Consider the following 20,082-nt stretch of genomic DNA (forward strand, 5'->3'; position numbering starts at 1 on the left):
GAAGCACCATGCCGAACTCCGCCGCCCCCACCGTCACCCTCCGCAACGGCCTCGAGCTGCCCGCCCTCGGAATGGGCACGTGGCCTATGGACGATGCACAGGCGGCCGACGCCGTTGCCGCCGCAGTCGAGGCCGGCTACCGATTGTTCGACACAGCAGAGAACTACGGCAACGAGGTCGGTGTTGGCGAAGGCATCCGGCGCAGCGGCATCGCCCGCAGCGAAGTGGTCATCACCACCAAGTTCAACAAGCAGTGGCACAGCCGCGACGGCGTCCGCCGTGCATTCTCCTCATCGGCGCAGAAGCTCGGCACCGAATACATCGACCTGCTCCTGGTGCACTGGCCGAACCCGGACCAGGACCGGTACGTGGAAGCCGTCCTGGGCCTGGCGGAACTGCTCGAAGAGGGCATGATCCGCGGCATCGGCGTCTCCAACTTCAAGCCGGCACACCTGCAGCGCCTCGCCGAGGCCGGAGTGGTCCCGGACCTGAACCAGATCCAGGTGGATCCCCGGCACGTCCGGGAAGCGTCCCGGCAGGCGAACAACAGGCTCGGCATCGTCACCGAGTCATGGAGCCCGCTCGGACGGGACGGCGGGCTGCTGGAGGACACTGCAGTCACCGCCCTCGCCGCGAAGTACGGCAAGACCCCCGGACAGATTGTGCTGCGCTGGCACGTCCAGCAGGGCCTGGTTCCCATCCCGAAAGCCTCGTCACCGGCGCACCTGGCGGAGAACCTGGCGGTCTTCGATTTCGCTTTGGAAGAAGCTGACATCGCGGACCTTTCGGCGCTGGACACCGGAGACGCCGGGATTCTGGACTCCGACAGCTTCGGCCACTGACCCGGCCGCCTGCCGCCGTGCTTTCCGGCGGCAGGCGGATACGCTAGCGTCAGGGCATGTCCCGCAGCGCCCTGATCCATACCCTGACCGCCCGCGCACCGCGGACCAGCCGCCTGCGCCGGGCCGCCGCCGTCGTGCTGGGCCTGTTCCTGGCCTTCGCCGGAACCAGCCACCTTACGTTTGCCCGCGAGGAATTCCAGGCCCAGGTGCCCGGCTGGGTTCCACTGGACAAGGACACCGTAGTGCTGCTGTCCGGCATCGCGGAGATCGGGGTGGGTTCCGCCCTGGCCCTCCTGCCCAGCCGAAGGGTGCCCGTCGGGCTGGCCGCAGCGGCATTCTTTATCGCGATCTTCCCGGGCAATATCTCCCAGTACGTCACGCGGACGGACGGTTTTGGCCTGGACACCGACCAGAAACGGTTTATCCGCCTGTTCTTCCAGCCGCTGCTGGTGATCTGGGCGCTGTGGTCCACGGGAGCCTGGCAGGCGCTGCGGAACCTCCGCCGGCACTGACACCGCAGACGTAGTCCGGGGCACACTGCACCGTGGCCAACACCACGGCGGTAAATCCCCGGATTGTGAGCTGTGTTATGCAACTGGGCATGCTGCGCACCGTAGCCTTAAGAGAGGCACAGCGGCGCGGGCATTCCGGCCTGCGTGCTGGTCCCATCCCCGTTCTGGAAAGGAGGACATACCCATGTTCCAGACCCGGACAAGCCAACGGACTTCACACCGGACAACCGCTCTCCTCGCAGGCATCGCGGTAGCCTCGGCCCTCGTGGCCGGAGGAGTATCCGCCGTGGAACTGAGCTTCGATACCGCTCCCGCGCTCTCCAGCACGGCAGCTTCCGCTGCCGTTGAGGCGCAGGTCTAGAGCGTTCCGGAAAACCCGTAAAAAGGGCCGCAGGCAATCGCCTGCGGCCCTTCTTGCTGCGCGCGGTGGGATGGCAGCATGAACCGAAATGCCGCCCGGCAGCGCATTTCCGGAGAGGCCTTGCCTCATCCCGGCGGCAGGCACACCATCGAGGTATGGCACTGAAATTGAGCCGGACCTGGTTCAACCTGTTGCCGGAGCTGCGTTTCGAGCCCGCCGCCCGGCGCATCCGCGCCCGGCTGGAGTCCGGCCTGGTCCTGGACACGACGGATGCACTGCTCGTCTGGGAACCGGGGCGTGTAACCCCCATCTTCGCGGTGCCAACCGCTGACTTGGCCGCCGATGTGGTTCCCTCCTCTGCCCCTGCAGCCGATCTCCGTCCCGCTCCGGTCATGGATCCGCGGTTTCCTTTCTCCGTGCACACAACTGGAGGCACGGCCTTTGACCTTGTTGCCGCAGCGGAAACCCTGCCCGCTGCAGCGTTTATGCCAAACGACCCCGATCTTGGCGGGCGCGTGCTGCTGGATTTCTCCGCATTCCACCAGTGGCTCGAAGAGGACCAGGAGATCAAGGGGCACCCGCGCGACCCTTTCCACCGGGTGGACGCCCGGGAATCCTCCAGAGCGTCGCGCGTGGAGTTCAGGGGGCAGACACTGGCAGAAACCGCCCATCCGCTCTTCGTCTACGAGACCATGGTGCCGGTCCGCACTTACTATCCGCGCGACGACGTGGATTGGCGGCTCCTGGAGCCCACGGCCACCCAGAGCGTTTGCCCCTACAAGGGAACCGCGAGGTACTGGTCCGTGGCGGGGACGCCGGAGGGCGAAGACCTGGCCTGGTCCTATGAGTCGATACTTCCCGACTCAGCGCAGCTGCAGGACCGTGTCTGCTTTTACGACGAGCGCACCGACGTCTTCGTGGACGGACAGAAACGCGAAATCGCGGCCCTTTTCAAGTTCTGAACCCTGTCTGGTTGCTGCCTGGCCTGCGTCCAGACGGCCACGGCCCTTCCAGCCTCCCGGAGGCGGTGGAAGAATCGGCGGCACAGGTCGCTTGAAGCGGCTACGCACCGAACAGCACGCACTATGTTCAGGAGCTGAGGATCATGGCTGACACCAAGGGGACCCAGGGCACCGGGCCCGCCTACGGCAACGTCCCCGTCATCGCTTCCGGAGTCATCGCCGGATTCGTGGCCATTACGACGGCGGTGGTTTCCACGGGCGGCGCCGAGAATGAACTGCGCTGGCAGCTGGGGCTGGCAGCCGGGTGCATCACGTTCATCGTGTGCCTGCTGACGTTCCTGCTAATGATCATCGCGGGCAAACCCAATCCCGATTCGATGGGACACGGCTCGGGCGTCAACCGCAGGTTCGGCGCCGTTCCCGGCTCCAAGGACAAGGACCCGGAAAACCCCGAATGAGGCTAAGAGGACTGGGCGGCCGGTTCCCCGGCCGCCCAGTCCTGTTACGTTCCCTGCCAGCTTAGGGCTAGCTCCTGCGGCCCGGGCGCCGCTTAGCGGCAGCTACGCTGGCTCCGCCGGCCGCGATCAGGCCGGCACCGAGGGCCAGGAAGCCTCCGGCAAACTCAGCGCCCGTGGACGGCAGGCGGTTCTTGCCCGGCCGATCCGGTGCCGGACGCGGTGCCGGCTGCGTTGCGGTGTAGGTGTTGACGACGCGCAGCTCGGATGCCCCGGCGGCGCTGATGCCAACCGGTTCGGGAAGGACCGTGCTGACTTCCAGCCCGCTCGCCACTCCCGTTGCCGTCTCAGTCACCTCGCACTCAGTGCCTTGGGCCAGCCCGCCGAACGTGGACATCACCTCGCCGGTGGCTCCGGCCGGAACGGTCAGCGTTTCATCCAGCACCGTTTCCTCGGCCAGGATGCAGACCACGTTCAGCACCACTTCTCCCTGATGCCCTGCAGCCGCACCGGCAATCTGCTTGGTGACGACGAGGGTTCCGGGATTGAAGGTGTAGGTGTTCGTCACCGTCGCTTCACTGACCGTCGCGGCCGCGATGGTCACCGGATCGGGGAGGACCGTGGTGACTCCCACGGTCTCTGTCGCTCCGGTGCCGGGTTCGGTGACGATGCACTCGGTACCCACGGCCAGGTCCTCGAACTCCTGCGTTTCGGTACCGGTGGTTCCGGCGGGAATCGTGACCGTCTCGTCCAGCACGGTCTCGCCGTTCAATGAGCAGGTGATGCCCAGGACAATGTCCTCCTGCGCTCCGGCTGCTTCTCCGTCGATCACCTTGCTGACGCTGAGCGAACCGGGATTGAAGGTGTACGTGTTGGTGACTGCGGCTTCAACCCCGGCACCGGCCGCGATGGTTACCGGGTCCGGCAGCACGGTGCTGACGCCAACCGTTTCCGTTGCGCCGTCCTGCGTCTCGGTGACGGTGCATTCGGTGCCTACCGCCAGGTCCTCATACTGGGTCGATTCAGTACCGGTGGAACCTGCCGGGATGATGAACGTTTCGTCGAGGACGGTTTCGCCGTCCAGGGTGCAGACCGTTTGCAGGACAATGTCGTCCTGGTTCCCGGCCGCTTCACCGTCGATGACCTTGCTCACGGAGATTGATCCGGGAGCGAAGGTATAGGTGTTCGTGACGGTGGCCTCGACGTCACCTCCGGCAGGAACGGTGAACGGATCCGGAAGATCCGTCTCCACCAGGATGGCCGGGGTGCTGCCGTCCTCCAGTTCCGTTACCGAGCAGGATGCCCCCGCCGGCACGTTCAGGAAGCGGCCGAAGACCGGGGAAGCCGCCTGCGGCGGGCCCTGGAAGGTCTCCTCCAGGACGGTCGCCCCGTTCAGCGTGCAGGTGACCTCAACCAGGACAGCTTCCTGGCTGCCGGCAGCCGGACCATCGAAATTCTTATAGACCGTGATCATGCCGGGTTTCTGCGTGTAGGTGTTGGTGACCGCGGCAGTTGCCGTGCCTCCCGCCGGGATGGTCGCGGTGTCCGGCAGGTCGACGACGACGGCGATCTCGTCAGTCTCGCCGGTGGCCGACTCCGTCACTGCGCACGCGCTGCCGGCCGGGATGTCCGTGAATGTCTGCGATTGCGGTGCGGTAGTCCCCGCCGGAATCGTGACCGAAGTGCTGAAGGTCGTGACGTCGTCGAGCCGGCAGAGGATGTCTATCTGTACCTCACCCTGCTGTCCCGCCGCTGCTCCGGCGATGGCCTTGGAGACAGTCAATGAGCCCGGGTTCACCGTGTAGGTGTTGGTGACGGTGATTTCCACACCGTCCTCCGCAGGAATGGTGACCGTACCCGTAGCCGGTTCAAACACTGTCTCGACGCCAATCTCGGTGCTGGACCCGTTGGCCGTTTCAGTGACGGTGCAGCTCGTGCCGGCGAGCAGGCCGGTGTATTCCACCGGATCGGTCTCGGTTGCTCCCGCCGGGATGGTGATCGTTTCGTTGAGGGTAGAGGCGCCGGTGCAGACGACGTTCAGCGTCACGGGGCCCTGCTGACCCGCGGCTGCGCCCTCGATCAGCTTCCGGACTCCCAGGACACCGGTCCTGAAGGTGTAGGTGTTGGTGACGGCGGCTTGGACACTGCCGGCGGCGGGAACGGTGTACGTGCCCGTACCTGTGGTCTCCACAGCGATGCTGGTGGTTTCTCCGCTGCTGGTTTCCGTGACCACGCAGCTGGTGTTAGCGGGCAGGTTTCCGTACTCGGTGGGGGTGACCTCCGTGGCGTTGGCCGGGATGGTGATGGTGTCATTGACCACCTGCGTTTCGCCTGAGGTGCAGACCACCGTGAGAACTACCTCGCCCTGGGCGCCGGCAGCTTCACCGGCGATGGTCTTGCCCACGGAGAGCGTTCCGGGTACGAAGGTGTAGGTGTCCGTGACGGTGGCCGTCGCGGTGGTCCCTGCCGTGATGGCCACCGGGTCCGGCAGGACGGTGCTCACCGCTACGGTAGCCGTGGCTCCGTTGGTGGGCTCGGTGATGGTGCAGGTGGATCCCACCGGAATCTCGTTGAAGGTCTCGCTGACGGATCCCGTGGTCCCCGCATCGATGTTGAACGTGAACTGGTAGCCCTCGCCGCAGTCGATGCTGATGGCTACGGCTCCCTGGCTGCCGGCTGCCGCACCGTCGATCGTCTTGGTCACGGCGAGGGAACCAACTTCGAAGAACTCCGCCTGCGCGGTGGCGTTGGAGGTCAGCGTCCGGGTGGCGGCGAGGATCAGCTTCTGGGCGGTGGTGGTTCCTGACGTGGCGCCGTCGTACAGGTACACGTTTCCTGTCGGAACCGATACCGCCGCCTGCGCCAGGATGGTGGCCGGCCCCGTGTCTCCGGCATCGCTTCTCACCCATACCTGGGTCCCGGACTCAACCGGGTTGGTGATGGGCACGGTGCCGGCTGCGTCGGCATAGAGAGTGAACCCGTCGGACACGCTGACGTTAATCTCGGCGCCTTCCTGCGCCTGCACGGTGTAGGGACCGGCCACGCCGTTCACCGAGGCCTCTGCCGTGGCAGGAGTGACGGAGATATCCGGTGCCGGAGGTTCGGTCTGGGGGCCGGCGGCGATGGTCGCGTTCACGATTCCGGCCACGGCCGAGTAAATCGGGGAACCGGGCCTCACCACGTAGCCGTCGGTAAAGAACCAGATGGCTGCCTGCACTGCCGCCGCCCGCTGGTTGTTGTTGAGCCCCGCTGGCAGGTTGGAGGACGGGTAGTAGGTATTCAGGATCCGCTCCACGTACCCGATATTGGGGACATTGGCCTCGGACCAGGTGCCGTTGACGTAGCCGATGCCCACGCGGGTAGAAGTGCGCAGGTCGATGCAGTACATCTGGGCGGTGGTGGTGCCCTGGGCGTCCTGGGTCTCGATGATTCCCGCGAAGTCAACATTCTCTGTTTCGTAGCCGGCGGGAATGGACGTGGGATAGGAATCGATGGGCCAGGTGGTGCCGGCCGGCGGCAGCGCCCCGTTGACGGCCTGCCCAAATCCCAGGGACGTGATGACGATGTCCGTCTCTTCGGAGGTGCCCACCGGATCGTTCCGGACTGGTTCGCCTATGCGCGCCTGAACCGGGCCTGCGAAGGGGAGCAGCAGCAGGAATGACAGCACCAGGACGGCTATGCCCCTGAACCTTCCGTGCAGCTTTCGGCGGACGGTTCCTCGGCGGACAGGAGACTGCTGAGTGTTCATGGTTCCCCTCAGGTGCGAGTAATGAGGCGGAAATGTTCCCGGGGTGAAGTTGGGACCCTTGTTTCCTACCCTGGCCGCCGAGACTAGTCATGTGCCCGTCGAGTCACTAGAGGGGCGGCCGATCTCCGGCCGCTAGGAGCGGATAATCCTCCGCTCCCGCGCCACCGCAATGGCAGCGGTGCGGTTGTCCACGCCGAGCTTCTCGTAGATGTGGACCAGATGAGTCTTGACCGTGGCTTCGCTGATGAACAGCCGCCGGGAAATGGCGCGGTTGGACATGCCGGTGGCGAGGAGCTCCACCAGCTCGATCTCGCGGGCGCTCAGGGAGGGAACCGGGTTGCGCATCCGTCCCATCAGCCTGGCGGCGACTTCCGGCGCCAGGGCGGTCTGCCCTGCCGCAGCTGACCGGGCTGCATCCCGGATATTGCCTGGCGGAGCGTCCTTGAGCATGTAGCCGCTGGCACCTGCTTCCACCGCGGCGAGGATATCTGCGTCAGTGTCGTACGTGGTCAGGACCAGCACCGGCAGGTTCGGGTACTGCTCCCTGATGCGCCGGGTCGCCGTGACCCCGTCCATGCCAGGTGCCATCTGGAGGTCCATGAGCACGAGGTCGATTTTCCCGCCTACCGCGAACTCCCGGTCAAGGATCCGCAGTGCCTCATCCCCGTTGGCCGCTTCGTCGGCGACGGAGACGTCTTCGAACCCGGAGAACATGGCCCGCAGGCCTGCCCTCACCACGGGGTGGTCATCCACCAGGAGCACCCGCAGTTCAGCCACGGCTTTCACCTTCCGCGCCTGGAGCGGTTCCCTGCGGATTTGCTGCAGCCGCAGCCGGCCGTGCTTCCGGCAGCGGTAGCCGGATTCCTATCGCAGTGCCCTCCCCCGGAGCTGATTCAAGATCCAGGCTGCCTCCCAGCGCTTCGACCCGGTGCGCAATCGAGATGAGCCCGTAGCCGGTACCGTCCCGGCGCGGACCCGATCGGGCACGCTCAGCGGCCGCATCGAATCCCCGGCCGTCGTCGAAAACATCCAGCGTGATGTCCCCGCTGAGGAAGGCCAGCGTAACCACGGCCCGGCCGGCGTCCGCATGCTGGAGGACATTGGCCAGCGTGGCCTGCACTGCCCGCAGCACGGCTACTTCGTAGGGTGCCGGCAGCGGTACCGGGGCACCCTCCAGCCGGAAACTGCAGGCCAGCTCCCGTCCCTGCGCAGCGGCACGTTCCTGCACCGCTTGGCAGGCCCGGGCCAGGCGTTCCGCCAGCGACCCCCGGGCATTCTCCGGTTCGCGCAGGTCCCGGACAAAACGGCGGGCCTCGGCCAGATTCTCAGCAGCGGTGCCCTCAACGGTGTCCAGCCGGCCCCGCACGGTCCCCAGGTTCCCGCCGTCCAGGGCTTCCCGGGCAGAGCGGCTCATCAGCACGATGCTGGCCAGCCCCTGGGCCAGGGTGTCGTGGATCTCGCGGGCCAGCCGCTCGCGCTCTTCCAGCACTCCCTGTTCCCGCTGGCTGCGTGCCAGTTCTGCACGGGTGCGGCGCAGTTCGTCCAGGGCTTCGCCCTGGTTGGTCACCTCGGCGTACAGCGCCTGGTAGGCGAGCGCCATAATGACGGAGAACCCCGCCCCGATGAGCGGGCCCAGCAGCATCGCGCCGTGGAACCCGCCGGCATGCGCCCACTGCGCCGCAACGACGGCGGCCGTGGTCACCGCAACGGTCAGGAGCGCCGGCCGCAGGCGCAGCAAATGCAGCTGCAGGAAGAACAGCGGAAAGGCCAGCCAGGAAAAGTCCGGGCTGAGTATCAGAAGCACGGCCCAGAGACCGGTGACCGCCGCCAGCCAGGCCAAACCGTGCCGCTCCGGATCGAATCGCAGCGCCCGGCGCCCCCGGCCGCCGTCGGACGCCCGCTTTTCAGCCACCGTGCCGACCACATAGACAACGGCCAGCACCGCGGACAACAGCAGCGCCACAACGGACTTCCAGGACGGCGGAGCCATCAGCAGCATCCGCCCAACCGCCACGGCCAGCAGGAGGGCGAACCCGACGTGCAGGGCCAGGCGCAGCACGCGCAGGACCCGCTCGCCGGCCCGCGGCCGGCCCAACTCAGCGGACATACCGCCAGCCTAGCCACCGGGCCCCAGCACCGCATCAACCGAATGGTTGACCGTCCCCTGCACCATTCGATGCCCGTGGACCGTACGGTCCACCGATGCCGGACAGCCTTGCCGCCGGAAGAGTTGAAACAGGGGAAATCCCGGAAAACCGGTTCCTACACGATCAAAGGACAATCCACATGTACCTGGCCCTGCGAGAAATACGCTTCGCGAAAGGCCGTTTCGCCCTGATGGGAACGGTCGTTGCGCTCATCAGTTTCCTGCTTGTGATGCTCTCCGGCCTCACTGCCGGCCTGTCAGACCAGTCCACCTCCAGCATCAAATCGCTCCCTGCCGGCGAGGTGGTCTTCGGCGCGCCCGCGGGAACCGAACCCAATGCGTCCTTTACCGAGTCCTCGATCTCTCCCGGGCAGCAGCAGGCGTGGCAGGAAGCGCCCGGTGTCAGCAGTGCCGAGCCGCTGGGCATCACCCAGGGACGCATCCAGGCCGGTGGCACGGCCTCCGCGGCGATCTTCGGAGCGAACCCCGGCAGCAGGATTGCCCCGGAGGGCCTCGCACCGGGGAGGGCCGTGATCAGCCGGCAGTTCGCCGATGACCTCGGGCTGCTGCCCGGTTCGGACGCGTCCGTCAACGGCCAGCCGTTCACGGTTGCGGCCGTGGTCGAGGACCAGTGGTACAGCCACACCCCGGTTGCCTGGATCTCGCTCGCCGACTGGAAGGACGCGGCCCACGCCGAACCGGACGTCGCCGGTACCGTCCTCGCCGTGGATTACGACGGCGGCACGCGGGACGGCGCCGCGATGGACGCCGCGAACAGCGCCGCCGGAACCACCAGCCTGGAACGGTCCGACAGCCTGTCGGCCCTGCCTGCCTACTCCTCCGAGAACGGATCCCTGCTGATGATGCAGGCCTTCCTGTACGGCATTTCCGCCCTGGTGATCGTCGCGTTCCTAACCGTCTGGACACTGCAGCGCACCCGGGACATCGCCGTACTGCGGGCACTGGGCGCAACCCGCTCCTATGTGCTGCGTGACGCGCTGGTCCAGGCCGCCGCCATTCTGGCTGCCGGAACTGCAGCGGGAGGCCTGCTCGGTGCCGCTGCCGGTGAGGTGGCAGCCACGGCGGCTCCTTTCGCTGCCACCGCCGCCACCGCGGTGCTGCCGGTTGCCGGCGTCTTCCTCCTCGGCCTTGCGGGTGCAGCGCTCGCCGTCCGCCGCGTCACCAAGGTTGACCCCCTCTTGGCGCTGGGCGGGAACTGACCCGCTGCCGGCACTCCACCACTTACAGACAGGAAACACCATGAACACCACCAGCACAGCCCTGGTCCTGAAGGACGTCACACTCGAATACCCCGACGGGCAGAACAACACCATCCGGGCACTGGACAACGTCAGCCTGTCCGCCGTCCGCGGCACCGTCACAGGGCTGGCAGGGCCCTCCGGCTCCGGCAAGTCCAGCCTGCTGGCCGTCGCGGCTACCCTGATCCCGCCAACCTCCGGGACGGTGGAGGTCAACGGGTCCGACGTCGGCGGGCTGGATGACGCCGGGTGTGCCCGGCTCCGGCGGGAGGAAATCGGCATCGTCTTCCAGCAGCCCAATCTGCTGCCCTCCCTCACCGCGGTGGAGCAGCTCGTTGCCGTGGCGCACCTGCGCGGCGAGTCCACCGGCGCGGCCGCGGAGCGCGCCGCGAACCTGCTCGGCGTCGTCGGGCTGGGCGGACAGGTGAACCAGCGGCCGCACCAGCTTTCCGGCGGCCAGCGGCAGCGCGTGAACATCGCCCGGGCGCTGATGGGGAACCCGTCGCTGCTTCTGGTGGATGAGCCCACCGCAGCGCTGGACCACGAGCGTTCGGCCTCGATCATGAAACTGCTCCGCGAAGTCACGGAGGAATTCAAGGTGGCCACCATCCTGGTGACGCACGACGTCGAGTTCCTTCCTCTGGCGGACGTTGTGGCGCGGATGCGGGACGGCGTGCTGACCCACCCGGCTGCCGTGGACCGGCCCTAGCTGCAGTTCCCACGGTGGTTGTGCCCCGCAGCGGAACCGTGAAGCGCGGCCGCCGGGCGTTACGGCCCGGGTATTCCTGCGCGGTCCGCAAGCCAGGCAGCGGCATCCGGCCAGAGCACGGCTCCCGGGCCGCGGCGGAAGTACCCCATGTGCCCAATTGCCGGCACACCGGCGTCGGACGGCGCGTAGGTCCTGGTCTGGACCTGCGCATTGACCAGCCGGCGGGCGATCACGCCGATCTGTGCCGGCGTGGCCCAGAGGTCGTCATCCAGGCCCACGCACAGCACGCTGGTCCGCACGCGTGCCGTCCGCTCCCGGGCATGCATGGTGGGGTCGTCGAAGAAATATCCCGGTGTCCGGGACCATCTGCTCCACTCCAGCATTGCCGCAGCGGGCATGTCCTCTCCCAGCCCCATCCGGCGCCCGGGTACGTAGCCCAGGACCCTCCCTGCGCCGGGACCCAGCACCCGAAGAATCAGTTCCACCCTCGCCCGCTCCGTGCGGTCAGGAATTGAACGGGTGACGCCGGCGTGGGAGGCCACGGTCATAAAACCGAGCAGGCCTTCTCCGCCGTTGTCCAGCGCGAGCGCGTGGCCGCCCAGGCTGTGCCCAACGGCGACGTGCGGCAGCTTCGGATACCGTAAGCGCAGCCAGGCAGCGGCCGCCGGAACGTCCAGGTCCATCCAGTCCCGCATGCGCAGCCGCCGGTTCTCCCGCGCGCTGCCGGATGCTCCGGTGCCGCGGTAGTCATAGGTCAGCACGGCGAATCCCCGGGCCGCCAAAAAATCCGCGAAACCGCTGTACAGCCGCTGTGGGACGGCGGTGGCAGGGTGGATTGCTACTGCGGCCAGCGGATCGCCGCTGGCCGGCAGCCGCAGGATTCCGCTCAGACTGTCCGTTTTGCGCACACCGATGTTGACCACTGCTGAGACAGCCCCCGGCACCTCAATATTTCGCATGCGAAATACCCTAGGAGCAGACGGCCTCCCCCACCACTGCCTTCTGCTCGAATGAGCGCCCAGCCGCCGCCGGAAGAGCCGGCGCTGACCGGTTAGTCGGCGGCTTCCGGGAACTCCTCGCCGGCATCCCGGGGGTAGTCGTCCTCGCTGTCAGAAGCGGACCCGTCACGCTCCTGGTCCAGCCGGTCCGCTTCAGACCCTCCAGGCAGGAGCGGATCACCGTGTGGGCGGATGGGATCGGCAGCGCCTTCATCCTCCTCCACATCCGGAATAACAGGCAGCTGCTGTTCAAGGGTGTCTTCCTCGGTGCGGGAAGGAATTGCCGGTTCTTCAAAGGGTGTGGCCATTGCCGTTTCTCCTTTGCAGCATGTGCGCGCCCTTCGCCGCGGGCGAAGGAATCGCGTTACGGGCTTAACACCCTAGGCCATAAAACTTGGGGAATCACCAATGTGAGTAGGTAGGCTGGCTAGTATTCCGTTCAGCTAGACTTGTCTGCATGCCCGAACACGCCAATCCCACAGGAGCCGGATACTGGTATGACCAGTCGCCTGCAACCGCAGGCGGAGTGGACGTACTCAATGCGCTTCGCGCCTACCGCGCCGCCGAAGCCGCCATGCGCCGCCGCACCCGAGATTCGATGCGGATGAACGAAACTGACCTGCTGGCCGTCCGCTATGTCATGCAGGCCCGCCAGGCCGGCAAATCCATTGGCCCGAAGGACCTTTCCCGCGTCCTCAGCATCTCCACTGCATCGACCACCGCGTTAATCGACCGCCTGCAAAAGGGCGGCTACCTGACCCGGCGGCCCCACCCCACGGACCGGCGCGCCCTTGAAATTATTCCCACCGAAAACGCGGACCACGAGGTCCGTGAAACCTTGGGGGCGATGCACCGCAAAATGCTGGAGACGGCCGAGGCGCTGACTCCGGAGGAGGCTGGAACCATCACCCGGTTCCTGCAGCAGATGACCCACGTCCTCGAGGTGGACGGGTAAGATTGGTGTCCAAACTTTACATAACAGAAGCCTTAGTTTATAAATAGTCTGTCTAGCTAGTTGCTAGCCTACCTATCGAAGGGTGAAGTCATGACGGTCATTAACTCCCAGCAGGTCCCCGCTTTCCGAGCTCCAGTTGAAGAATCCCTTTCCTCCCTCGCCATGGCTGCCTCCAATCTGGAAGCCCAGCAGTGGGCCGTTGACCGCGCCGAGCAGGTCCTCACCGAACTCGTGCAGAGCGCCGTGAATGAGGGCCTGGAGACCGGAAGCATCGCCGCCGTCGCCGGCCTGACTCCGGAGGAAATCGAAAAGATCTCAGCCGGAAACACCTTCGCATAGGCACGCAGCCGCCGCCGCGCTTCTCGCCGCAGGCTGCGACGTGTCACATATGTACTCTTAGCCCGAGTGCCCCAACCTCGCGCTAACGTGTTCATGACACACCCGCAGCTGCAAAGGAGAAGCGTGGCGGTTTTCAGCAGGATGAAAAAGGCGCCGCCCGTACGGGCAGGCCTGGCCCTGACCGGCGTCCTGCTAATCGGTGTAAATCTCCGCGTGGCCTTCGTCTCCGTCGGCCCGCTCCTGGCGGACATCGGCCGCGAATTCGACTTCTCCAGCGCCCAGTCCGGGCTCCTCACCGGCCTTCCGCTCATCGCCTTTGCGCTATTCTCCCCGCTGGCCCCGGCAGTTGCCCTGCGGGCCGGACTCGACCGGGCCCTCTGGTTCTCCCTGGCGCTGCTGGCTGCCGGCACCGTCTTCCGGTCCATTCCGGCCCCGGCGGCACTCTGGACCGGGACCGCCCTGATCGGCATCGCAATCGCCTTTCTCAACGTCCTGCTTCCCTCCCTGATCAAGCGTGATTTTCCCGGCAGGATCAGCCAGCTCACGGGCCTCTACATTGCCGCTCAGAGCCTGGTGACCGCGCTGGGCGCCGCGATTGTTGTGCCCGTGTCCCTGATCCCCGGATCGGGCTGGCGGCTTGCGCTCGGGATGTGGGCCGGACTGGCGCTGATTGCCATGGCGATTCTGCTTCCGGGCCTGAAACGCGGAACGGCCGACGGCGATGCCGCTGCGGCAGGCGCTCCTGCGGCCCGGGTCCGGTACAGGTCCCCCTGGAAGACGCTGCTCGGCTGGCAGGTAACCCTGTTCATGGGCCTGCAGTCCGTCGGATTCTTTGTGGTGACCACCTGGCTGCCGAGCATCGAACGTGACCAGGGCATATCCGAAACAACGTCCGGGCTGCACGTCTCGGCCTTCCTGGTGGTGGGCACCGCCTCATCCCTGCTGACCGGCGCCGTCCTGGGCCGTTTCGCGGACCAGCGGCTGCTGGGCATGGCGGGCAGCCTGCTGGCGATGGCCGGCTTCCTCGGACTCCTGGCTGCTCCCGGGCTGTCCCTGCTCTGGGTGGTGGTCAGCGCTTCAGGCTGCGGGAGCATGATCGTGACGGCTCTGTCCCTGTTCAGCCTGCGGACCACCAGCCACGTCCAGGCAGCTGCCCTGTCCGGAATGGCGCAGTCCGTGGGCTATGCCATCGGCGCCGCCGGTCCGGTGCTGTTCGGTTTCCTGTATGACCTCAGCGGCGGCTGGACCGTCCCGCTGGCTGCGAGCGCCGGCATCATGGGACTGAGCTGCGCCATGGCTTTCCTCGCCGGGCGAGACCGTGTGCTTCCGGAGCACCCCCGGCAGCGGCCCGCGGTCCAGCCCGGAACCTAGCTCCGTTCGTAGCGCCAGTCGCTGCCGCGCATTACCAGGCGGTGCCGGTCGCCGGGCTGACCCGCATCGTCGGCGGGATACTCCTCGTCCCCATGCCACGCAATGACCGCATCCGGCTCATATCCATCGAGCAGGCGGCTGCTGTAGGTCTCCGGCGTGGCGGCGGCGGCAACCCCAAGCGCCGCGGCTGTGTCCGGGAACTGCTGCAGCAGCATCAGCGTGACGAAGGTCGGAGCGACCAGGAGCATCTTGCCGCGGCGGTGCAGCTCCAGCGCCGCGGCCGGCGTGAGCCACGCGGAATCGATCAGCTCGCCGGGGTTCAGCCGGATTTCACCTGCCGGGGCAGGTGCCAGGAAGAACCAGGTGCGCAGGCGTTTGGGCGCCTGCAGCGGCGGAATCCAGCAGGAAAGTTCCACTAGCCCCTCCGGCGCCAGCACCAGGCCGGTTTCCTCGACCGTCTCCCGCACCCCGGCAATCCTCGCCGCCGGCACATCCTCTTGCGGATCCCGCGGACCGGCCTGGAGATCGGGCGGAATGGACCCGGCGGCTGCGTAGTCCTCCGGGTCCACCCTGCCGCCGGGGAACACCCAGGCCCCGGCGAACGTGCCCGTATGCCGCGGCCGTTCCAGCAGCAGGACCTCAATCCCCTGCCCGCCGTCGCGCAGCAGAACCACCGTCGCGGCTGTGCCCACCAGTGCCATCATTCCCCTGTCATTTGCCGCCCCACGGAGCGGCTGCCTCCTTGGATAGTAGCGAACGCAGAACCCGTCCGCGCATCACTGCCCCGGGCGGTCCGGTGAACTGTGATGATTCACGAGAGCCCCCCGGGTTTCATCCGCAGGCGTACCGGATTCGTGCCCGGGGAAACTGAGCGCCCTCCGCCAGCCCTGTGCTAGGAAAATAAAACAATCCACCTATTGCAATGTAGTGCGTGACACACCATAGTGTGAATTATGGAAGAAGAACTGCTGGGTGGACATCTCCAGGAACTGCGCCGAGGGACCGTGGTGCTGGCCTGCCTCTCCATCCTCAAACACCCCGGCTACGGCTACGGCCTGCTTGAAGCACTGGACCGGGCCGGGTTCACCGTCGAGGCCAACACCCTCTACCCCCTGCTGCGCCGCCTCGAAAAGCAGGGGCTGCTCACCAGCTCCTGGGATACCGAAGAGGCACGGCCGCGGAAGTTCTACACCACCAGCGAGCAGGGCGCCGAGCTGCTGAACGCCCTGCTGAAGGACTGGGACGCGCTCCACGCCTCCATCCGCCGGCTCAACGAAGGAAATGCATCATGAGTACACTCACTGACCGTTATGTCTTCGCCGCCCTGCGTTCCCTCCCGGAGGGAGCACGGGCTGACATTGAGCGGGAACTGCGCGGCTCCATAGCGGATGACGTCGAAGCGCGGGTCGAAGCGGGCCAGCCGGCGGCGGAAGCGGAGAACGCGGTCCTCACCGAACTCGGGGATCCGGCACGCCTGGCCGCCCAGTACAGCGGCCGCCCGCTGTACCTGGTTGGACCGGATCTGTTCCTGGACTGGCGGCGGCTGTTAAAGACACTCGCGGTGATCGTCACCCCTATCTCCTTCGTGGGATCGCTGGTAGCGCGGCTGGCGGTGAACCCCGGCAATCCATGGGGCGCGTTTGGCAGCGCCATCGGCACAGCCATCAACGTCCTGGTGCACCTCGGCTTCTGGGTCACCCTGGTCTTCGCGATCATCCAGTTCAACGGCACCCGGCGGAAGGACCTGGGCCTGCAGCAGTGGACGCCCGCCATGCTGCCCCAGGTTCCGCGGAAGTCCCAGGTCTCCCTCGGCGACACCATCGCCTCGGTGGCACTCGCCGCCTTCTTCATTGGCGTACTGCTCTGGCAGCGGGTGGGCTCCGTGATGTATTTCAAAGGCGAACCGGTGATGGTCCTCCAGGAGGACCTGTGGAGTTTCTGGCTGCCCTACGTGATCGTCCTGCTGTTCATCGAGGCCGGATTCGCCGTCGTGCTCTACCTGGCCGGACGGTGGACCTACGCCCTTGCCGCAGTGAACGCCGTGCTGGCGCTGGCGTTCATGGTGCCGGTGCTGTGGCTGCTGGCCACGGACCAGGTCTTCGACTGGGCCTTCCTGGCGAACGTCGACCGGGGTGCTGCCGCCTCCACCTGGATTGCCGGAATCACGGCTGCACTGGTGCTGTTCATCGGGCTGTGGGACATCGGCGACGGTTTTCTCAAGGCCTGGAAGTCGGGCAGGCCGGCACCCGTTCCCACCGCGGTCCGGTAGCAGCGACGACGCCGCCGCCCGGACAGTGTCCCGGGCGGCGCCGTCGCGTGTCTGTGCCTTAAGAGCGGCGGCGTGCCAGCCACGGCTGCAGCAGGCCCGTGACCCAGGGGAGCACCCAGTACGCCATGATCGGGGTGAGAATCGCCGTCGTGAGCAGTACCCGCAGCGGCATGGCCAGCAGCTCCCAGCCCGGGAAAACCAGTCCCACCAGCCAGGTGAAAACCAGGTTGACGGGGAAGAAGCCCAGCCAGATAGCCACGGCCTGCTTCCAGCGCGGAGGTTTCACCGGGGCTTCGAGGTCAGTGGTGGACGACGGCGAGTCGAACCAGCCTTCAATTCCGGTGCGGCGGGTGACGGTGCGGTCTTCGACCATGTCCCGCCCGCGTTCCAGCCACTCCCTCCGCGGTTCGGAGTGCTCCCAGGCATCAAGGGCGGCAGCGTCGGAGAAGCGGTAGAGCATGTGCCATTCGTCGGAGGTGGCGGAGGCGCGGACCCATCCGGAGCCAAGGAACCCGGGCCAGGTGTTGGCGAGGTTGACGCCCTCCTGGACCCAGTGCGTGGCCTCAGGCACCCGGCGGGGATCGACCCGCCGGGTGATGGAGACCGTCACCGCCTCCGGCCCGCGGGCCGGAAGGGTGTCAGTGTGCGTTGATGTCATGCCTCCAAGTATCCGGGCGGGTCTGGCGGGCGTCGAATTCGGGGAACGTGCTTCCTGCCACATCCGCCGGCCGCGCTGCTGCCGCCCCACACCTTCCTCCCCTCGAGGGGCTAGTTACGGCTCGTTTCAGGCCTGAAAGGAGCCGTAACTGGCCCCTCGATGGTCTCCGGTCAGCCGTACAGCTCCGCTGCGAGGCTGAGCATCGCGGCCACGCTGCGGGATGGCCGCAGGGCAGCGGGCCACACCAGGGAGACGGGCACCGGACGCGCCGCCGGGCGCAGCGGCCGCACCACGAGCGGGCGGCCTTCGTAGGACAGCTCTCCCGCGGGCTGCTGGACCAGGACCGCGTAGCCCATCCCGCGCCCCACCAGCGAGCGCGTCACTTCATAGTCCGTGGTCCGGAACCGGACGTTCGGCGTCAGGCCGGCGGCGTCGAACATGGTCATGGTGTTCTCCCGGCTGGGATCGACGTCCAGCAGGATCATGGGCTCGGGCGCAACCTCGGCCAGGGACAGTTCGCGGCGCTCCGCCAGTGGATGGCCCGCGGCCAGCACCACGGCTGGTTCAGCGGCGAACAGCGGCTGCCGGTTCAGTCCTGCCGGCAGCGAGAGATCGTAGGCGATGGCGACGTCGAGCTGTCCGTCCGCCAGCCGCCGGTGGATTTCCGACTGGGGGCCGTCATAGAAGTCCAGCTCCACCAGCGGATACCGCCGCCCGTAGTGTTCGATCAGCCGGGCCAGCACCGTAGGCGCCAGCGTCAGGTAACAGCCCAGCACCAGCGATCCGCGCACCTCGGCGTCCGTACCGCCGGCGTGCAGCTGCAGGTCCACGGCGTCCACCAGCAGGTTCCGGGCCCGGGCCAGAACTCCCTGACCCGCCGTGGTGAGGGTGATGCCGTGGGCTTTCCGCCGGATCGCCAGCTGTGCCCCAAAGGCCCGTTCCAGGTTGTTCAGCGCCCCGGCTACCGCCGATTCGGAGACGTGCAGGCTCTCCGCGGCGGACGAGATGCTGCCCTGGTCCGCCACGGCGACGAACACTTCCAGCTGCCGCAGGGTGTACCGGAGCATGCGTAACCTCACTAAAGGCGTGGATATTCGTAGATTTCTTGTACTTTACCGAGGATATGACCCAGGGCACACTGAGTGCCAGGCGGATGCCGCCGCGACGCACTCGAGGAGATCTCCGATGACCACCCCGGATACCACCCAGTCCCCCGGCTGTCCCTATTCCGGCATGCGGGGGGACGCCGCCGAGGCGCCCGCCGCCGCTACGGCTACCGCGCCTTCCGCTGCGCCCGCTCCACCGTCCCGGCCTGGAGGCCGCGAAGCGCCCGTGGCTGACTGGGTCACCATCGCCGACCTCTACCGGGATCCGTTCCCGATCTACCGGCGGATGCGCGAGGAAGCTCCTGCGCACTGGGTCCCGGCGGTGAACCGCTACATGGTGACCAGTTACGCCGCGTGCCACACCATCGAGCAGGACGACGAGGCCTTCTCCGCCAATGAAACCGGCTCCCTGATGAAGCGCTCCATGGGCCATTCGATGCTGCGCAAGGACGATCCGGAGCACCGGATCGAACGTGACTCCTACGGATCGACGCTGCGCCCGGGCACCATCAAGAACCATTGGAGGGCCCTCTTCGAGGCGAACAATGAGAAGTACCTCGGCGAGCTGGAGGCCAAGGGGGCGGGGGCCGACTTCGTCTGGGACTACGCCGCACCCTACGCCGCGGAGAACCTGCGCCTGGTCTGCGGTTTTCACAACGCCACGCAGCAGGACCTGCAGCGCTGGAGCCAGACGATGATCGACGGCACCGGAAACTACGCAGACGACGCCGATGTCTGGGAAAAGAGCGCCCGCTCCTCTGCGGAGGTGGACGCCGCGATCGACGAAATGCTCCCGTACCTGCGGAAGAACCCCGACCACTCCCTGCTCTCCGGGCTGGCCTCCATGCCGATCCCGCTGGAAGCCATCCGCGCCAACCTGAAGATGACCATCGGCGGCGGGCTGAACGAACCGCGGGACGTCCTGGGCACCACGGTCTGGGCCCTGCTGGAGAACCCGGACCAGGCGGCCTCGGTACACCAGGACCCGAAACTCTATGCCGCAGCCTTCGAAGAGTCCGTCCGCTGGGTGGCTCCGATCGGCATGTATCCGCGGGAGGCTACCCGCGACACCGTGCTCGAGGGGGTCCGCCTGCCCAAGGGAGCCCGCATCGGCGTCGTCATCGGTGCCGCCAACCGGGACCCGGCAGTCTTCGAAGACCCGGAAACCTACAACCTGCGCCGGCCCAGGAAACCGCACCTGGGCTTCGGCGGCGGAACGCACTTCTGCGCCGGAACCTGGGTGGCCCGCACCCAGGTGGCCCAGGTGGCCATGCCCGCGCTCTTTGACCGGTTTCCGCGGCTGCGCCTGGACCCCTCGGCAAAGACGGTCGACGCCGGCTGGGTCTTCCGGGGAATGCTCAAGATGCCCGTGCGCTGGGACTAACCCCGCCT

At 66.9% G+C, this 20,082-nt stretch carries 21 protein-coding genes; 13 read left to right on the plus strand and 8 right to left on the minus strand.

Annotated features, from left to right (window positions below):
- Positions 1-8: 8 nt before the first annotated feature.
- The 5 genes from ITX31_RS09320 (at position 9) to ITX31_RS09340 (ending at position 3,135) form a co-directional block, all read left to right on the plus strand.
- The gene (locus ITX31_RS09320; RefSeq protein ID WP_194783113.1) at positions 9-842 is read left to right on the plus strand and encodes an aldo/keto reductase; all 834 of its coding nucleotides are present in this window, start codon (positions 9-11) and stop codon (positions 840-842) included.
- A 56-nt stretch (positions 843-898) separates the two neighbouring features.
- On the plus strand, positions 899-1,354 hold the full coding sequence (locus tag ITX31_RS09325; protein ID WP_194783114.1) for a hypothetical protein: 456 nt from the start codon (positions 899-901) through the stop codon (positions 1,352-1,354).
- Positions 1,355-1,538: 184 nt separating this feature from the next.
- Positions 1,539-1,715, plus strand: a complete 177-nt coding sequence (locus tag ITX31_RS09330) for a hypothetical protein (protein WP_194783115.1) — start codon at positions 1,539-1,541, stop codon at positions 1,713-1,715.
- A 155-nt stretch (positions 1,716-1,870) separates the two neighbouring features.
- The gene (locus tag ITX31_RS09335; RefSeq protein ID WP_194783116.1) at positions 1,871-2,677 is read left to right on the plus strand and encodes a DUF427 domain-containing protein; all 807 of its coding nucleotides are present in this window, start codon (positions 1,871-1,873) and stop codon (positions 2,675-2,677) included.
- Between the two features lie 143 nt (positions 2,678-2,820).
- Positions 2,821-3,135, plus strand: a complete 315-nt coding sequence (locus ITX31_RS09340) for a hypothetical protein (protein ID WP_194783117.1) — start codon at positions 2,821-2,823, stop codon at positions 3,133-3,135.
- A 67-nt stretch (positions 3,136-3,202) separates the two neighbouring features.
- Here the strand turns inward: ITX31_RS09340 and ITX31_RS09345 are convergent, their stop codons facing one another.
- The 3 genes from ITX31_RS09345 to ITX31_RS09355 form a co-directional block, all read right to left on the minus strand.
- Entirely contained in the window at positions 3,203-6,880 is a 3,678-nt protein-coding gene (locus ITX31_RS09345; protein WP_194783118.1) for a thioester domain-containing protein, read from the minus strand.
- A gap of 132 nt (positions 6,881-7,012) precedes the next feature.
- Complete coding sequence (locus tag ITX31_RS09350; RefSeq protein ID WP_194783119.1) at positions 7,013-7,657, minus strand: response regulator; 645 nt, start codon at positions 7,655-7,657, stop codon at positions 7,013-7,015.
- Positions 7,650-8,987 carry a sensor histidine kinase gene (locus tag ITX31_RS09355; RefSeq protein ID WP_194783120.1) on the minus strand — a complete coding sequence of 446 codons (1,338 nt, stop codon included), beginning with the start codon at positions 8,985-8,987 and terminating at the stop codon, positions 7,650-7,652. The genes ITX31_RS09350 and ITX31_RS09355 overlap by 8 nt, the downstream gene beginning before the upstream one ends.
- Before the next feature lie 179 nt (positions 8,988-9,166).
- Between ITX31_RS09355 and ITX31_RS09360 the strand changes: the two genes are divergently transcribed.
- Both ITX31_RS09360 and ITX31_RS09365 read left to right on the plus strand, forming a co-directional pair.
- Positions 9,167-10,246, plus strand: a complete 1,080-nt coding sequence (locus ITX31_RS09360) for an ABC transporter permease (RefSeq protein WP_194783121.1) — start codon at positions 9,167-9,169, stop codon at positions 10,244-10,246.
- A gap of 40 nt (positions 10,247-10,286) precedes the next feature.
- Positions 10,287-10,994 (plus strand): ABC transporter ATP-binding protein, encoded by a 708-nt coding sequence (locus ITX31_RS09365; RefSeq protein ID WP_194783122.1) that lies wholly within the window; start codon positions 10,287-10,289, stop codon positions 10,992-10,994.
- A 59-nt stretch (positions 10,995-11,053) separates the two neighbouring features.
- Here ITX31_RS09365 and ITX31_RS09370 read toward each other — a convergent pair whose 3' ends face one another.
- The gene (locus ITX31_RS09370; RefSeq protein ID WP_194783123.1) at positions 11,054-11,953 is read right to left on the minus strand and encodes an alpha/beta fold hydrolase; all 900 of its coding nucleotides are present in this window, start codon (positions 11,951-11,953) and stop codon (positions 11,054-11,056) included.
- Between the two features lie 92 nt (positions 11,954-12,045).
- Positions 12,046-12,300 carry a hypothetical protein gene (locus tag ITX31_RS09375; RefSeq protein ID WP_194783124.1) on the minus strand — a complete coding sequence of 85 codons (255 nt, stop codon included), beginning with the start codon at positions 12,298-12,300 and terminating at the stop codon, positions 12,046-12,048.
- 149 nt (positions 12,301-12,449) lie between these two features.
- On the opposite strand from ITX31_RS09375, the gene ITX31_RS09380 reads away from it, so the two are divergent.
- From ITX31_RS09380 to ITX31_RS09390, 3 genes are all read left to right on the plus strand, one after another.
- A complete protein-coding gene (locus ITX31_RS09380; protein ID WP_194783125.1) occupies positions 12,450-12,947 on the plus strand; it encodes a MarR family winged helix-turn-helix transcriptional regulator in 498 nt (165 codons plus the stop codon).
- Between the two features lie 90 nt (positions 12,948-13,037).
- Positions 13,038-13,286, plus strand: coding sequence for a hypothetical protein (locus ITX31_RS09385; RefSeq protein WP_194783126.1), 249 nt, complete (start codon positions 13,038-13,040; stop codon positions 13,284-13,286).
- Positions 13,287-13,409: 123 nt separating this feature from the next.
- On the plus strand, positions 13,410-14,657 hold the full coding sequence (locus ITX31_RS09390) for an MFS transporter (RefSeq protein WP_323745629.1): 1,248 nt from the start codon (positions 13,410-13,412) through the stop codon (positions 14,655-14,657).
- Here the strand turns inward: ITX31_RS09390 and ITX31_RS09395 are convergent.
- Positions 14,654-15,361, minus strand: coding sequence for an NUDIX hydrolase (locus ITX31_RS09395; protein ID WP_194783127.1), 708 nt, complete (start codon positions 15,359-15,361; stop codon positions 14,654-14,656). The two genes, ITX31_RS09390 and ITX31_RS09395, sit on opposite strands and share 4 nt — an antisense overlap.
- Before the next feature lie 249 nt (positions 15,362-15,610).
- Between ITX31_RS09395 and ITX31_RS09400 the strand changes: the two genes are divergently transcribed.
- Together ITX31_RS09400 and ITX31_RS09405 are read left to right on the plus strand one after the other, a co-directional pair.
- Complete coding sequence (locus tag ITX31_RS09400) at positions 15,611-15,949, plus strand: PadR family transcriptional regulator (RefSeq protein ID WP_194783128.1); 339 nt, start codon at positions 15,611-15,613, stop codon at positions 15,947-15,949.
- A complete protein-coding gene (locus ITX31_RS09405; RefSeq protein ID WP_194783129.1) occupies positions 15,946-16,926 on the plus strand; it encodes a permease prefix domain 1-containing protein in 981 nt (326 codons plus the stop codon). Before ITX31_RS09400 ends, ITX31_RS09405 begins: the two co-directional genes overlap by 4 nt.
- A gap of 58 nt (positions 16,927-16,984) precedes the next feature.
- Here the strand turns inward: ITX31_RS09405 and ITX31_RS09410 are convergent, their stop codons facing one another.
- Both ITX31_RS09410 and ITX31_RS09415 read right to left on the minus strand, forming a co-directional pair.
- Positions 16,985-17,584, minus strand: coding sequence for an antibiotic biosynthesis monooxygenase (locus ITX31_RS09410; protein ID WP_194783130.1), 600 nt, complete (start codon positions 17,582-17,584; stop codon positions 16,985-16,987).
- 170 nt (positions 17,585-17,754) lie between these two features.
- Positions 17,755-18,651: a LysR substrate-binding domain-containing protein gene (locus ITX31_RS09415; RefSeq protein WP_228529119.1), complete on the minus strand. Its 897-nt coding sequence runs from the start codon at positions 18,649-18,651 to the stop codon at positions 17,755-17,757.
- A gap of 118 nt (positions 18,652-18,769) precedes the next feature.
- On the opposite strand from ITX31_RS09415, the gene ITX31_RS09420 reads away from it, so the two are divergent.
- Entirely contained in the window at positions 18,770-20,074 is a 1,305-nt protein-coding gene (locus tag ITX31_RS09420; protein ID WP_228529120.1) for a cytochrome P450, read from the plus strand.
- Positions 20,075-20,082 lie beyond the last annotated feature (8 nt).

The sequence above is a fragment of the Arthrobacter gandavensis genome, from assembly GCF_015355785.1.
Lineage (GTDB): Bacteria > Actinomycetota > Actinomycetes > Actinomycetales > Micrococcaceae > Arthrobacter_B > Arthrobacter_B gandavensis_A.

Excerpts from the sequence above, each read along its gene's own strand:
- ITX31_RS09320 (WP_194783113.1), top strand. The coding sequence starts at position 9 with ATGCCGAACTCCGCCGCCCCCACCGTCACCCTCCGCAACGGCCTCGAG.
- ITX31_RS09325 (WP_194783114.1), top strand. The coding sequence starts at position 899 with ATGTCCCGCAGCGCCCTGATCCATACCCTGACCGCCCGCGCACCGCGG.
- ITX31_RS09330 (WP_194783115.1), top strand. The coding sequence starts at position 1,539 with ATGTTCCAGACCCGGACAAGCCAACGGACTTCACACCGGACAACCGCT.
- ITX31_RS09335 (WP_194783116.1), top strand. The coding sequence starts at position 1,871 with ATGGCACTGAAATTGAGCCGGACCTGGTTCAACCTGTTGCCGGAGCTG.
- ITX31_RS09340 (WP_194783117.1), top strand. The coding sequence starts at position 2,821 with ATGGCTGACACCAAGGGGACCCAGGGCACCGGGCCCGCCTACGGCAAC.
- ITX31_RS09345 (WP_194783118.1), bottom strand. The coding sequence starts at position 6,880 with ATGAACACTCAGCAGTCTCCTGTCCGCCGAGGAACCGTCCGCCGAAAG.
- ITX31_RS09355 (WP_194783120.1), bottom strand. The coding sequence starts at position 8,987 with ATGTCCGCTGAGTTGGGCCGGCCGCGGGCCGGCGAGCGGGTCCTGCGC.
- ITX31_RS09360 (WP_194783121.1), top strand. The coding sequence starts at position 9,167 with ATGTACCTGGCCCTGCGAGAAATACGCTTCGCGAAAGGCCGTTTCGCC.
- ITX31_RS09365 (WP_194783122.1), top strand. The coding sequence starts at position 10,287 with ATGAACACCACCAGCACAGCCCTGGTCCTGAAGGACGTCACACTCGAA.
- ITX31_RS09370 (WP_194783123.1), bottom strand. The coding sequence starts at position 11,953 with ATGCGAAATATTGAGGTGCCGGGGGCTGTCTCAGCAGTGGTCAACATC.
- ITX31_RS09375 (WP_194783124.1), bottom strand. The coding sequence starts at position 12,300 with ATGGCCACACCCTTTGAAGAACCGGCAATTCCTTCCCGCACCGAGGAA.
- ITX31_RS09380 (WP_194783125.1), top strand. The coding sequence starts at position 12,450 with ATGCCCGAACACGCCAATCCCACAGGAGCCGGATACTGGTATGACCAG.
- ITX31_RS09385 (WP_194783126.1), top strand. The coding sequence starts at position 13,038 with ATGACGGTCATTAACTCCCAGCAGGTCCCCGCTTTCCGAGCTCCAGTT.
- ITX31_RS09395 (WP_194783127.1), bottom strand. The coding sequence starts at position 15,361 with ATGATGGCACTGGTGGGCACAGCCGCGACGGTGGTTCTGCTGCGCGAC.
- ITX31_RS09400 (WP_194783128.1), top strand. The coding sequence starts at position 15,611 with ATGGAAGAAGAACTGCTGGGTGGACATCTCCAGGAACTGCGCCGAGGG.
- ITX31_RS09405 (WP_194783129.1), top strand. The coding sequence starts at position 15,946 with ATGAGTACACTCACTGACCGTTATGTCTTCGCCGCCCTGCGTTCCCTC.
- ITX31_RS09410 (WP_194783130.1), bottom strand. The coding sequence starts at position 17,584 with ATGACATCAACGCACACTGACACCCTTCCGGCCCGCGGGCCGGAGGCG.
- ITX31_RS09415 (WP_228529119.1), bottom strand. The coding sequence starts at position 18,651 with ATGCTCCGGTACACCCTGCGGCAGCTGGAAGTGTTCGTCGCCGTGGCG.
- ITX31_RS09420 (WP_228529120.1), top strand. The coding sequence starts at position 18,770 with ATGACCACCCCGGATACCACCCAGTCCCCCGGCTGTCCCTATTCCGGC.